The 13,385-nt window shown below is 64.6% G+C and carries 12 protein-coding genes; 7 read left to right on the forward strand and 5 right to left on the reverse strand.

The window, feature by feature from the left end; translation table 11 throughout:
- From ABW22_RS06850 to ABW22_RS06865, 4 genes are all read left to right on the forward strand, one after another.
- Positions 1–1,165, forward strand: a 1,165-nt coding sequence (locus ABW22_RS06850) for an RsmB/NOP family class I SAM-dependent RNA methyltransferase (protein WP_237763258.1), incomplete at its 5' end; no start/stop codon positions are given.
- Between the two features lie 60 nt (positions 1,166–1,225).
- Positions 1,226–3,043: an AMP-dependent synthetase/ligase gene (locus ABW22_RS06855; RefSeq protein WP_059753817.1), complete on the forward strand. Its 1,818-nt coding sequence runs from the start codon at positions 1,226–1,228 to the stop codon at positions 3,041–3,043.
- Between the two features lie 25 nt (positions 3,044–3,068).
- Complete coding sequence (locus ABW22_RS06860; RefSeq protein ID WP_059753822.1) at positions 3,069–4,310, forward strand: OmpP1/FadL family transporter; 1,242 nt, start codon at positions 3,069–3,071, stop codon at positions 4,308–4,310.
- Between the two features lie 293 nt (positions 4,311–4,603).
- The gene (locus ABW22_RS06865) at positions 4,604–5,776 is read left to right on the forward strand and encodes a fatty acid desaturase (protein ID WP_059753825.1); all 1,173 of its coding nucleotides are present in this window, start codon (positions 4,604–4,606) and stop codon (positions 5,774–5,776) included.
- A 170-nt stretch (positions 5,777–5,946) separates the two neighbouring features.
- On the opposite strand, the gene rpmG is transcribed toward ABW22_RS06865, so the two are convergent.
- The 3 genes from rpmG to radC form a co-directional block, all read right to left on the reverse strand.
- Positions 5,947–6,114 carry a 50S ribosomal protein L33 gene (gene rpmG, locus ABW22_RS06870; RefSeq protein ID WP_059753829.1) on the reverse strand — a complete coding sequence of 56 codons (168 nt, stop codon included), beginning with the start codon at positions 6,112–6,114 and terminating at the stop codon, positions 5,947–5,949.
- Between the two features lie 11 nt (positions 6,115–6,125).
- Positions 6,126–6,362: a 50S ribosomal protein L28 gene (gene rpmB / locus ABW22_RS06875; protein WP_059753832.1), complete on the reverse strand. Its 237-nt coding sequence runs from the start codon at positions 6,360–6,362 to the stop codon at positions 6,126–6,128.
- Positions 6,363–6,484: 122 nt separating this feature from the next.
- Positions 6,485–7,159, reverse strand: coding sequence for a RadC family protein (gene radC, locus ABW22_RS06880; RefSeq protein ID WP_059753835.1), 675 nt, complete (start codon positions 7,157–7,159; stop codon positions 6,485–6,487).
- 34 nt (positions 7,160–7,193) lie between these two features.
- On the opposite strand from radC, the gene coaBC reads away from it, so the two are divergent.
- From coaBC to ABW22_RS06895, 3 genes are all read left to right on the forward strand, one after another.
- Positions 7,194–8,393 carry a bifunctional phosphopantothenoylcysteine decarboxylase/phosphopantothenate--cysteine ligase CoaBC gene (gene coaBC / locus ABW22_RS06885; RefSeq protein ID WP_059753839.1) on the forward strand — a complete coding sequence of 400 codons (1,200 nt, stop codon included), beginning with the start codon at positions 7,194–7,196 and terminating at the stop codon, positions 8,391–8,393.
- Positions 8,394–8,415: 22 nt separating this feature from the next.
- Positions 8,416–8,856 carry a dUTP diphosphatase gene (gene dut / locus ABW22_RS06890; protein WP_202813925.1) on the forward strand — a complete coding sequence of 147 codons (441 nt, stop codon included), beginning with the start codon at positions 8,416–8,418 and terminating at the stop codon, positions 8,854–8,856.
- A 182-nt stretch (positions 8,857–9,038) separates the two neighbouring features.
- Entirely contained in the window at positions 9,039–10,487 is a 1,449-nt protein-coding gene (locus tag ABW22_RS06895; protein ID WP_059753846.1) for a sensor domain-containing diguanylate cyclase, read from the forward strand.
- Here ABW22_RS06895 and lnt read toward each other — a convergent pair.
- Both lnt and ABW22_RS06905 read right to left on the reverse strand, forming a co-directional pair.
- Positions 10,471–11,970, reverse strand: a complete 1,500-nt coding sequence (gene lnt, locus ABW22_RS06900; protein ID WP_059754385.1) for an apolipoprotein N-acyltransferase — start codon at positions 11,968–11,970, stop codon at positions 10,471–10,473. The two genes, ABW22_RS06895 and lnt, sit on opposite strands and share 17 nt — an antisense overlap.
- A gap of 38 nt (positions 11,971–12,008) precedes the next feature.
- Positions 12,009–13,289 (reverse strand): dihydroorotase, encoded by a 1,281-nt coding sequence (locus tag ABW22_RS06905; RefSeq protein WP_059753850.1) that lies wholly within the window; start codon positions 13,287–13,289, stop codon positions 12,009–12,011.
- Between the last annotated feature and the right edge of the window lie 96 nt (positions 13,290–13,385).

Here is a 13,385-nt window from a genome sequence, read left to right on the forward strand (position 1 = left end):
ACTGTCGGCGTTTTTTCGCGACCATAAAAAGCTCGGTCCGCGCGAGCGTACGTTTGTGGCCGAAGCCGTGTTCGGCGTGCTGCGCCGCTATCGCTACCTGTCGGTGGTGGTGCCGGCGGCCAATCCGCGCACGCTGATCATCGCCTGGCTGATCAAGTCGCGCGGGATGAGCGGCGCGACGCTGGAGCAATTCGCCAAGCCCGAACTCGTGCAGCACATTCGCGACGCCAGGACGGATGACCTGCCGCTGCCCGTGGCGGCCGACCTGCCCGACTGGGTGATCGAAAAATTGCAGCCGGTGATGAGTGACGCCGACATCCTCGCGCTCGGACGCGCCCTGCAGCAGCCCGCGCCGATGGACGTGCGGGTGAACGCGTACAAGGCCGACCGCGACACCGTACTGGCGCAGTTGCGCGAGGAAGGGCTGGCCGTCGAGCCCACGCCGTATTCGCCGTGGGGCATCCGCTTCAAGGAGCATCCGGCGATCAACCGCCATCCGCTGTTTCTCGATGGCAGCCTGGAAGTGCAGGACGATGGTAGCCAGCTGCTGGCGCTGCTGTTGGGTGCGCGGCGCGGCGAAATGGTGTGCGACTTTTGTGCCGGCGCCGGCGGCAAGACGCTCGCCATCGGCGCGATGATGGCGTCGACCGGGCGGCTGTATGCATTCGACGTCGCTGAAAAACGGCTCGCCAAGCTGAAGCCGCGGCTGGCGCGCTCGGGGCTGTCCAACGTGATGCCGCAACTGATCGCTTCCGAGAACGATACCCGGGTCAAGCGGCTGGCCGGCAAGCTCGACCGCGTGCTGGTCGACGCGCCGTGTTCCGGGCTTGGCACCTTGCGTCGCAACCCGGACCTGAAATTCCGCCAGTCGCCCGAAAGCGTGGCCGAGCTGACGCAGAAACAGGCGTCCATCCTGCGCGCGGCCGCGAAGCTGTTGAAGCCCGGCGGCCGGCTGGTGTATGCCACCTGCAGCCTGTTGCCGGAAGAGAACGAAGTCATCGTTGAAGCGCTGCTGGCCGAAGGCGGGTTCACCCTGCTGCCGGTGAACGAATTGCTGGCGCAGAACAAGATCGATCTCGATACCGGCGCCATGCTCAAGCTGTCGCCCGCCGTGCACGGAACGGACGGCTTTTTTGCCGCCGCCCTGGTTAAAACCGCCGGTTGACCCGCCATGGCTTTGCCGCTATCAATGCGGCGTTCCCTTCCAAAGGCTCGATGCCCTGACATGACGGCTGCGCCGCTCCATCCCGATGCGCTCGGCACGCTGTGTGGCCTGTTCCGTGCGCGCGTCGCAGCGACGCCGGATCAGGTTGCCTACCGCCAGTTCGACGAGGCGCGCGGCACCTGGGTGAGTTTCACCTGGGCGCAGGTGGCGGCCGAGGTGACGCGCTGGCAGGCCGCGCTGGTGAGGGAAGGCCTGGTCCCCGGCGACCGCGTGGCGGTGATGCTGAAAAACTGCGTCGAGTGGGTGATCTTCGACCAGGCCGCACTGGCGCTGGGTCTGGTCACGGTTCCGCTGTATCTCGACGACCGCCCGGACAGCGCGGCCTATATCCTCGATCACGCGGATGCCAAATTGCTGCTGGTCGAAGGCAGGTTCCAGCACCGGAACCTGGCCGAAATTGCCGGCTCGGCCCATGGCCTGCAGCGCATCGTCAGCCTGACCGCGCCGGAAAACGGGCTGGCGGACTGGAGCACGCGCTTCGAGGCGGCGGCCGACTGGCTGGCGGCCGCGGCCGAAACGCCGATCCCCGAACGCCATTTGAGCGCCGACCTGCTGGCCAGCATTGTCTACACCTCGGGCACCACCGGGCGGCCCAGGGGCGTGATGCTGACGCACGAGAACCTGCTGTGGAACGCGTTCTATGCATCGCAATGCGCCGACTTCGGGGCGCACGCGGTGTTCCTGTCCTTTCTGCCGTTGTCGCACACGCTGGAACGCACCGGCGGCTATTACCTGCCGATGCTGCTCGGCGCCGAAGTCGCCTACGCGCGTTCGATCGCCCAGCTGGGGCAGGATATGCAGGACATTCGCCCCACCGTGCTGATCTCGGTGCCGCGCATCTACGAACGGGTGTACGGCCGCATTCAGGACGGGCTGGCGAAAAAAAGCCCGCTCGCCGGAATGCTGTTCAAGCTGGCGGTGCGGGTCGGCTGGCGGCGCTTCGAGCGCGGCCAGGGGCGGGCAAACTGGCATCCCGAACTGCTGCTGTGGCCGCTACTCGACAGGCTGGTGGCACGCAATGTCACGGAAAAACTGGGCGGGCGACTGAAGCTGGCGATTTCCGGCGGCGCGGCGCTGTCGCCCGAGATCGCGCGCGTGTTCATCGGCCTCGGCGTGCCGATCTATCAGGGCTACGGGCTCACCGAAACCAGCCCGGTGGTGTGCGTCAATCGCCCGAATTCCAACGTGCCGGCGGGCATTGGCCCGCCGCTGCCCGGCGTCGAGGTGAAGATCGGCGACAACGATGAATTGCTCACCCGCAGCCGCTGCGTGATGCGCGGCTACTGGCGCGACGAGGAGGCCACCCGCGCCATGATCGACAGCGAAGGCTGGCTGCACAGCGGCGACAAGGCCCGCCGGGACGCAAACGGCCACTACGCAATCGTCGGGCGCATCAAGGACATCATCGTGCTGAACAACGGCGAGAAAGTGTCGCCCACCGACATGGAGTCCGCCATCCTGCTCGACCCCTTGTTCGAGCAGGTGATGGTCGTCGGCGAAGGCAAACCCTATCTGGCCGCGCTGACCGTGTTGAACGAGGAACACTGGCAGGCCTTTGCCGCCAGCCTCGAGGTCGACCCCGGGCATTCAGCGGCCTTGTGCGACCCCCGGGTGGTGAAAGCGCTGACCCGGCGCGTGGCCGATCATCTCAAACACTTTCCGGGCTATGCCCAGATCCGCCGCCTGCATCCCGAACTCAAGCCGTGGACGCTGGACGACGGCCTGCTGACGCCCACGCTCAAGGTCAAACGCAATCAGGTGCTCGATCGCAAACGCGGGGCGGTCGAGGCGATGTATGCGGATTTCGCGCGTTCATAACTCAAATCACAAGGGAGTAGCCCTCATGTCGCATCGAGTCAATCGCCTGGCCGCAGCACTCGTCCTGGCTGGCTGCGCCAATCTTGCGCATGCCGCCGGATTCGCGCTGATCGAACAGAACGCCAGCGGTCTGGGCAACGCCTATGCCGGCCAGGCCGCTGCAGCGACAGACGCCAGCACGATTTTCTTCAATCCGGCCGGGATGACCTACCTGCCCGACCGTCAGGGGGTGGCAGCCGGCCACCTGATTAAGCCGCAAGCCGAATTCACCGGCACCGTGACCCCGGCCATCGGGGGCGGAAATGGTGGTGACGCGGGTGGTCTCGCCCTGGTTCCGAACGCCTACTTTGCGTTTCGGCTGACGCCAGATGTACACCTGGGCGTGGGCATGAACGCACCATTCGGCCTGAAAACCGAATACGACGCCACCTGGAAAGGCCGCACCCAGGCGGTCAAGTCCGAACTGAAGACGATCAACCTCAATCCCTCGATTGCCTGGAAAGCCAGCGAATCGCTCTCGCTCGGCGCGGGGGTGAGCATCCAGTATGCCGAGGCGACACTTACCAACTCGGCCGGCGGCGCTGGCCTGGCCACCGTCAAGGGCGACGATTACGGTTGGGGCTACAATCTCGGCGCATTGTGGCAGGCGAGCGAGGCCACTCGCATCGGCCTCGCCTATCGTTCCGAGGTCGAGCAGACGCTGGCTGGCGATGTCGGCTTCAGCACGGTCGCCTCGCTCGACGGCCCGGTGAACGCCGGCATCACCCTGCCGGATTCGGCTTCGCTTTCCCTGTTCCACAAGTTGAGCCCGAAATGGGATCTGCTGGCGGATGTCACCTGGACCGGCTGGAGCGATTTCAAGGAATTGCGCATCGTGCGCAACAGCGGCGCAGTTCTCGCGGTGACGCCGGAAAACTGGGACGACAGCTACCGGTATTCGCTGGGCGCCAACTACCATCTCAACGACAAACTGACCCTGCGCGGCGGTTTTGCGTTCGACGAAACGCCAGTGTCCGACGCCTCCCGCACCGCACGCATCCCCGACGAGGATCGCACCTGGATCGCGTTCGGCGCGCAGTACCGGCTGTCCCGACAAAGCGCGATCAATGTCGGGTATGCGCACCTGTTCGTGAAGGACGCACGTATTAACAAGACCGAAGACAGCTATCTCCCACCCCAGCCCAACCCGCCGACTCCGGTTACGCTGTCAGGCACCTACAAGGCTTCGGTCGACATTCTTTCCGCGCAGCTCACGCTGAATTTCTGAGTCTGACCCATTCCCTTCGACAATCTGCCGGGGGGGGGCGCAGGAATCATGGCAGTCTTCCGGAACTGTCGGCGTGGGTGCGCGATCCAATCAGGCAACAATCTATCCGCGCGCCGATTCACGGGTCAATTTGGCGCATTGTCGGGCTTGCCAGGGTCCGGATGGTCTTTCCATCGCGCGGGGTGCCGCATGTGGCCTTGTCCGCCCGTTCGATCGCGAATAATCCTTGATTTTTATAGCTTTTATTTGTACATTGGCGGATGAAATTGTCCTTTTTATATGGAACCTGAATTATGCAACTAGGCTTGATTGATCTACCCTGGTGGGGTTATGTGGTGGTGGCGCTCGGCCTGACCCACATCACCATCGCCGCCGTCACCATTTTCCTGCACCGTTCGCAGGCGCACCGCGCCGTCGATCTGCACCCCGTCGTCAGCCACTTCTTCCGTTTCTGGCTGTGGCTCACCAGCGGCATGGTCACCAAGGAATGGGTCTCCATCCACCGCAAGCACCACGCCAAATGCGAAACCGCCGAAGACCCGCATAGCCCGCAGACGCGCGGCATCAAAAAAGTCTTCTGGGAAGGCTCCGAGCTGTATCGCGCCGAGGCCAAGGTGGCCGAGACGCTGGAAAAATACGGCCACGGCACGCCCGACGACTGGATCGAGCGCAACGTCTACAGCCCCCACTCGGCCAAGGGCATCATGCTGATGATGGCGATCAATATCGTCCTGTTCGGCCCGCTCGGCCTGACTATCTGGGCGGTGCAAATGGCGTGGATTCCCGTCACCGCCGCCGGCATCATCAACGGCATCGGCCACTACTGGGGCTACCGCAACTTCGCCAGCGAGGACGCCAGCACCAACATCCTGCCGTGGGGCATCCTGATCGGCGGCGAAGAGCTGCACAACAACCACCATGCCTATGGCACTTCGGCGCGGCTGTCGAACAAGTGGTACGAGTTCGACATCGGCTGGCTGTACATCAAGCTGATGTCCTACGTTGGCCTCGCCACCGTCCGCAAGCTGGCCCCCACCGTGAAATGGCAGCCCGCCAAGCCGTTGTGCGATCTGGATACGCTGCAGGCCATCATCACCCATCGTTATGACGTGATGACGCGCTTTGTGAAAAGCGTGCGCGCGGACAGCATGGCCGAGATCGCCAAGCTGAAAGCCAGTGCGAATCTGCCGCAGAACTGGAACTTCGACAGCTTCCGCCGCTGGTTGCACAAGGAGCCCACCCAGCTCGCCGCCGCCGACAAGGCCGAACTCGATACCCTGCTCGGCAAGAGCGAGCGCCTGCAAACCGTGTATCGGATGCGCCAGGAGCTGGCCGCCATCTGGAGCCGCTCCACTGCCAGCCGCGAACAACTGCTGGAGCAGTTGCAGGCCTGGTGCCGCCGCGCCGAAGACAGCGGCATCCAGTCGCTGAAGGAATTCTCGGTGCGCCTGAGACGCTATGCTTGAGGCTTGGCGCCGTTATGCCTGACAGCTTACGTAACGGACGTCAGGCCGTTCGCTCCTCAAGGGCTGCAGGCACTCATGTAATGCGCGCCCAACAAAAAACCCGCCAACTGGCGGGGCTGGACAAAAGAAAACCCGCCATCGGCGGGTTTTTTGTTGGGCAACCAGCTGAATTACTTCAGCTTGGTTTCCTTGTACATCACATGCTTGCGAGCCTTGGGATCGAACTTGCTGATCTCCATTTTCTCGGGCATGGTCCTTTTGTTCTTCGTGGTGGTGTAGAAGTGGCCGGTGCCCGCAGTGGACTCCAGCTTGATCTTTTCGCGTCCGCCTTTAGCCATGATGGGTCTCCTTAAACAGCGACGCCACGGGCGCGCAGGTCAACCAGAATGGCGTCGATGCCGTTCTTGTCGATGGTGCGCAGGGCAGCCGTGGACAAACGCAGACGGATCCAGCGGTTCTCGCTCTCGACCCAGAACCGGCGGTATTGCAGGTTCGGCAGAAAACGACGCTTGGTTCTATTGTTGGCGTGGGAAACGTTGTTTCCGACCATGGGCTTCTTGCCCGTAACGACACATACGCGAGCCATGACACTGCTCCAAAATTGAGGGTTAACAATGCGGGTTAACTAGCCGGGCTAACAATGGGGGCCAACCCGAGAACCGCGATTTATATCACAGCTTGCGAGTGTGAGGCAAGTTCGGCGACAACTTAGAGTTGGCCGGACTCCATGAACGACAGTGAGGACGCGCCCGCGACGATGAAATGGTCGAGCACGCGCACGTCCACCAGCGCCAGCGCATCCGCCAATCGACGGGTGAGGCTGCGGTCGGCCTGGCTGGGTTCGGCCACCCCGCTGGGATGGTTGTGCGCCAGAATCAGCGCGGCGGCGTTGTGCGCCAGTGCACGCTTGATGATCTCGCGCGGGTAGACGCTGGTTTGCGTCAGCGTGCCGCGGAACAGCTCTTCCACCGCAATCACCCGGTTTTGCGCGTCGAGAAATACGCAGCAGAACACTTCGTATTCCTTGCCGCGCAGAATCAGCCGCAGGTAGTCGCGCACGGCGGTGGGGGACGTCAGCGCGTCGCCCGCCTGCATGTCCTCGGCCAGGGTGCGTCGCGCCATTTCCATTACAGCCTGCAGCAGCGCATATTTGGCCTTGCCGACGCCGGGGGCGGCACAGGCGGCTGCCTGGTTGGCGCGGCACAGGCCGCCCAGGCCGCCAAAGCGCTCGATCAGTTCGCGTCCCAGATCGACGGCACTTTTGCCGACCATGCCGGTACGCAGGAAAACGGCGACCAGTTCGGCATCGGTCAGCACGGCCGCCCCCTGCTTCAGCAGCTTCTCACGCGGACGCGTGTCCTCCGGCCAGTCGCAAATCGCCATGCCTGCCTCCCTCCCGTAGAATGTCGCCATTGTCATGGAAAGCAGCGTGGGAATCGAGACCGTGTCGCTGGCGTACAAAAAAATCATTCTGGGGGTGACCGGCGGGATCGCCGCCTACAAGGCAGCGGAACTGTGCCGCCTGCTGATCAAGGCCGGCGCCGACGTGCGGGTGGTGATGACCGCTGCCGCGCAGCAGTTCGTCACCCCGCTGACGTTTCAGGCCCTGTCCGGCAAGCCGGTGCTGACGTCCCTGTGGGATGCCGCCAGCGGCGACGGCATGGAACACATTCATCTGTCGCGCGATACCGACCTGTTGCTGGTCGCGCCGGCTTCCGCCGATTTCCTGGCCAAGCTTGCGCACGGGCGGGCCGACGACCTGCTGTCGACCCTGTGTCTCGCGCGCGCCTGCAAACTTGCCGTCGCGCCCGCGATGAACCGCGAAATGTGGGCGGCCGCGCCGACCCGGCGCAATCTGGCGCAACTGCATGCGGACGGCGTGAGCGTGCTGGGGCCGGCCGCGGGCGAGCAGGCCTGCGGCGAAACCGGGCTGGGGCGGATGCTGGAGCCGGGCGACATTCTGGCCGGACTGTCTTTGCGTCAGGGCGCGCTGGCGGGCAAGCGGGTATTGATCACCGCCGGGCCGACCTTCGAGCCGATCGACCCGGTGCGCGGGCTGACCAATCTGAGTTCCGGCAAGATGGGCTATGCGGTGGCGCAGGCGGCAGCCGAGGCGGGCGCTGAGGTGTGGCTGGTATCGGGGCCGACCTGTCTCGCAACACCTGCGAGCGTGCGCCGCATCGACGTGCAAAGCGCGGCCGACATGCGCGATGCGGTGCTGCGTGAATTGCCGAGTGATGTGTTCATCGCGGTGGCGGCGGTGGCCGACTACCGGGTGGATGCGGCGGCGACGCAGAAAATCAAGAAAAGCACAGACGGCATGACGCTGCAGCTGGTTGCCAATCCCGACATCCTGGCCGAGGTCGCGGCCTTGCCCGATGCACCCTTTTGCGTGGGCTTTGCCGCCGAGACTGAGCAGTTGGCCGAGCATGCCGAAGCCAAGCGCCTGCGCAAAAAGCTGCCGCTCCTGGTCGGCAACCTGGCGCAGGACACGCTCGGCCAGGATACGGCCGAGCTGGTGCTATTCGACGACCGGGGCCAGCACCGGCTGCCGCGCGCCGACAAGCTCACCCAGGCACGCCATTTGATACGCCACCTTGTAAACCTGCTCAACTGACGAGATCCCGACGAAAATGAAGATGGATGTGAAGATTCTCGACGCCCGCCTGCGCGATCAGCTGCCGCATTACGCCACAACGGGTTCCGCCGGACTCGATTTGCGCGCCTGCATCGATGGTCCGATCATACTAGCGCCGGGCGAAACCCGGCTGATACCCACTGGACTCGCCATCCATCTGGCCGACCCCGGCTATGCCGCGCTGATCCTGCCGCGCTCCGGTCTCGGCCACAAGCACGGCATCGTGCTGGGCAACCTGGTGGGGCTGATCGACTCGGATTATCAAGGTCAGCTCATGGTTTCCGCCTGGAACCGCGGTCAGCAGGCATTCGAGCTCACGCCGATGGAGCGCCTGGCGCAGCTCGTCATCGTGCCGGTGGTGCAGGCCGAATTCAATATAGTGGACGATTTTGAAGCGAGCCGGCGCGGCGAGGGCGGGTTCGGCAGCACCGGCCGCCAGTAGTGTCGGATTTCTTTACACGGGAATAACCGCCGCACCCGACAGGTCAGCCTGCCGGGTGCGGCCATGTTGGGGCATGGAAGTTGCTGAGTACAGCGCCATGTCGGCAGGCTTTCCGGGCGGGAATCGGGGGCAGGCCATTGCGGAGACAATAAACATAAGAGGTTAGCGCTGGCGCATACGTCATGCCCCACACGTCCATATTGCGGTTTGGCCTGATCCTGGCTGCAGCCCTGGTGCTGCTGGCAGGGCTCGGCACGGTCGCGTTTTACCTGTCGCGGCCGCAAGCGCTGCCGCTGCCGGAAGAATTCGACAAGCCCGTGATGGCGGCGCAGATCGAGTTCCTGGCCGATGCCCTGCGGCGCAGCGCAGCGCAAATCGCCGCCCATCCGCAGACGCTGGCGTGCTTTGTCAGCGCCGCGCCGGCGGTGTGTCAGACGCAGGCCGCCAACCTGCACGCCCTGAATCAGGACGCCACCGTGTTGTTCGTCACGGCCGAGCAGAATCAGCTGCTGCCGGGCTTTCTGCCGGGCGACACCCGGCGGCTGCTGGCCGGTGCCGGGGGCGACGGCACTGGGGCGACGGCCACAGCCACCTTCAATCTGTCCTTGTCGCAGCCGGTGATGGACAGCGACGGCAAACGGCTCGGCTTTGTCATCGTCGAGCAAAGCGTGCCACAGCTGCAGTCCCTGTTTGACACCCTGCCACTGCCGGACGCTGCCGCCTACGCCGAGTTGCAGCAAGTCCAGACGGGCGATACGTCCATGGTGCTGATGCGGCGCGGCAACCAGGCGATCAAACGAGATGCCCACCCCACCCTGATCGCGCTGGCCGGAACGCCGTGGCAGATCGCGGTGTGGCGACCCATCACGCCGGTGGTTGAAAGCGTGGCACCCTATGCAATTGGTTGGCTGGTGGCGAGTCTGGTGATCGCGATTTTGGTGATGGCGACCATGCTGTCGGTGCGCAACCGGGTGACCGACAGCCTGCGCATGCTGGTGAAATTCACCAACGATCTGCGCCTGCTGCGGCTGCGTGCCGAGTATCCGGTCAGTCTGGCTGAGTTCAAGACGCCGCTCGAGACCATGCTGAAACTCGGCAAGGTGATGATGGGGCGGCAGAAGGAAGTCACCACACAGGCGCGGATGGATCATTTGTCGCAGGTCAACAACCGGCGCAGTTTCGACGAAAAGCAGAAGGAGCTGTTCGCCAGCCTGAAAGACGGCTGGTCGCACAGTTTGTTGATTCTCGATATCGACAACTTCAAGCAGGTCAACGACACCTTCGGTCACGAAGCGGGCGACCAGCTCATCATCAAGTTCGGCGATGCGCTTAAGGCCTGCCTGCGTAACAGCGACTTCATCGCTCGCCTGGGCGGCGATGAATTCTGCGTGCTGTTTCCCTTCACCCCGCTGGAACGTGCGCAGGAACTCGCCGAGCGCCTGCGCGCCAAGATGCCGGAAAGCATTGAGCTCATCCCCGGGGTGACGCACAAGCTGTCCTGGAGCGGCGGCCTCTCAGAATACAGCCGCGACGACAAGCAGGAAAACGAGGCGCTGGCGCGCGCCGACGCCGCCTTGCTGGAAGCCAAGCGCGGCGGCCGCAACGCCACGCGGGTCAGGGCCGCCGCCTGAAGCCGGCCAGCAGCAGACCCGCTCCAAGCACGCCCCACAGCGTCAGCACCGGCGCATTGCCCCAGCGCGCGTAGGGTGTGCTGCCGGCATAGCCCTGGATTTCGCCGGACAGGCTGCCGGTGGTGAAAGGCGGCAGGCTGGCCAGCATCCGGCCTTTCGCATCGATGATCGCGGTGACGCCGGTATTGGTTGCGCGCAGCATCATGCGCCCGGTTTCCAGTGCACGCATCTGCGACATCTGCGCGTGCTGCCAGGGCGCGAACGAATCGCCGAACCACGCCAGATTGCTCACGTTCACCAGCACGCTCGCCTCGGGCAGCTGGCGGATGATCTCCTCGCCGAAGGCATCCTCGTAACAGATATTGGCGGCCACCCGCTGGCCGCCAATTGCGAGCGGACGCTGGTCGACGGCGCCGCGCGCAAAATCCGACAGCGGAATGTGCAGCACCTCGATCACCCAGCCCCAAACTGCTTTCAGCGGAATGTATTCGCCGAAGGGCACCAGATGCCCCTTGTGATAGCGCTGGCTGGGCGCGGCGCCGAGGCTGATGACGCTGTTGTAGTAGGTGCCCGCGAGCGATCCGGTGGGCAGCCCGGTCAGCACGTCGCCGCCGTTTTGCCGGCCGATGGACGTCAGGCCGGCGCGATAGGCATCGGGAAGATCATTTTCAAACAGCGGCAGCGCGGTTTCCGGCAGCACGATCAGTTGCGCAGGCGAGGCCGTGGCCATGCGCGCGTAGGTCTCCAGGGTGGCACGGGCTGCTTCCGGCTGCCATTTCATGTCCTGCGGGATGTTGCCCTGCAGCAGCGCGACCGTGGTCGGCGCGCCGTCCGGCGTTGTCCAGTCGATGCCGCGCAGGACCTGGCCGCCGACCCCTAACGCCACGATCGCCACCACGGCCCAGGCGCGCTGCGCCAATTGACCGCGCGTCGTCACGCTCCATGCCAGCAGGGCGGCGATCAGCGCCACGAGATATGACACGCCATAGACGCCGACCAGCGGCGCATAGCCCGCCAGCGGGCTCGCTGGCACCTGCGAATAGCCCAACACCAACCAGGGGAAGCCGGTGAAAAGCCAGCCGCGCACCCATTCCGTCGCCCCCCACGCGAGCGGCATTAACAGCAGCAGGCGCAAAGCAGGTGAGATGCGCCAGCGCGCCTGCAATGCGCCGACCGCAGCCGGGAAAAGCGCCAGCACGGTGCAAAACAGGAAGGTCGCGAGCGCCGCCAGCCACGTCGCCATGCCGCCATACACCGACAGGCTGACGAATACCCAGCTCACGCCGGCAATGAAGAAGCCCCAACCCCAGACCAGGCCGATGAGAAAGCCGGCGCGCCGCGAGGCGGTGCGCGCCAGCAGCCCGAATAGCACGGCCAGGCTCAGCACAGGCAAGGGCCAGAAATTGAACGGGGCGAAGCCTGCGACCGCGAGTGCGCCGGCGCCCAGGCTGATGAGCAGCAGGGGAAAGGACAGATGGCGCATGGCGGGAAGCGTGGCCGCCATGGATGACAAGGCGTGGGTCAAAGCGGGGCTTCGAAGTCGATATGGCCGTCGATCAGCGTGTAGCGCACCCGGCCCTGCATCGGCTGGTTGAGGAAGGGCGTGTTGTTGCCCTGGCTGGCCAGGGCCTTGGGGGTGACGACCCACTCGGCGGTCTCGTCGAATATGCAGATGTCGGCGCAACTGCCGACCGTCAGGTTGCCGCCCGGCACGCCCAGGATCTGCGCGGGTTTCCACGAAATCAGGTCGATCGCCTGCAGCAGTGGCACGCCCATCTCGCGCGCCCACTTCAGGGTCAGCGGCAGCAGCAGTTCGACCCCGGAGGCGCCGGGCGCCGATTCGCCGAACGGAACCTGCTTCACGTCCTCGTCGACCGGGGTGTGATCGGAGCACAGTGCGTCGATGGAACCGTCGCGCAACGCTGCGCGGATGGCGTCGCGGTCGCGCAGGCTCCTCAGCGGCGGCACTAGATGCAGATGCGAGTCGAAGCTGACGAGGTCGTTTTCAGACAGGTGAACGTGGGTGCTGGCGACGTCGCAGGTGACCGCCAGCCCCTGCGCCTTGGCGGCGCGCACCATGGCGATGCCTTCGTACGTCGATAGCCGGGCAAGATGAATGCGGGCGCCGGTCTCGCGCGCCAGCAGCAAAATCGTTGCCAGCGCCACCGTTTCGGCCAGTGCCGGAATGCCGGGCAGTCCGAGACGCGAGGCGACGGCACCGTCGTGCGCGACGCCGCCGCGCGCCAACGATGCATCCTGCGGCCGCAGCCACAGGCTGAAGCCAAAGGTGGAGGCGTATTCCATTGCGCGCAGCAGCACCTGGCTGTTGGCCGGCAGGGCATCGGCCTGGGTGAAGGCGCGGCAGCCTGCCTCGGTCAGCTCGGCCATCTCGGTCAGCATCTTGCCTTCGAGCTTTTGCGTCAGCGCGCCGATCGGATAGACGCGCGGTCCGGGCAGGTTTTTGGCGCGGAATTTAAGCATTTCAACCAGCCCCGGCTCGTCGAGCGGCGGGTCGGTGTCGGGCGGGCAAGCGAGCGAGGTGATGCCGCCGGCGGCGGCGGCGAGCATTTCCGATTCCAGCGTGGCGCGGTATTCGAAGCCGGGTTCGCGCAGTCGCACCGACAGGTCGACCAGGCCGGGGCAGACGACAAGGCCGGTGGCGTCGAGGGTGCGGTTGGCGTGGAAGTCGGCGGGCGCGTGGCCATTGCCGACAATCTTGCCCGCCGCCACGAATATGTCGGCAATTTCGTCGCGAGCATTCATCGGGTCGATCACGCGGCCGTTTCTGATATGGATTTTCATGAAGCAAACCCTGGGTGAACCACAGAGACACAGAGGCACGGAGAAAAACGGCAGACGCTTCGGTCCCGGCTACGGCGGTTCATTGTTTTATCGGGG

Origin of the sequence: Thiobacillus denitrificans (assembly GCF_001530125.1) — a bacterium.
Taxonomy (GTDB): Bacteria; Pseudomonadota; Gammaproteobacteria; order Burkholderiales; family Thiobacillaceae; genus Thiobacillus; species Thiobacillus denitrificans_C.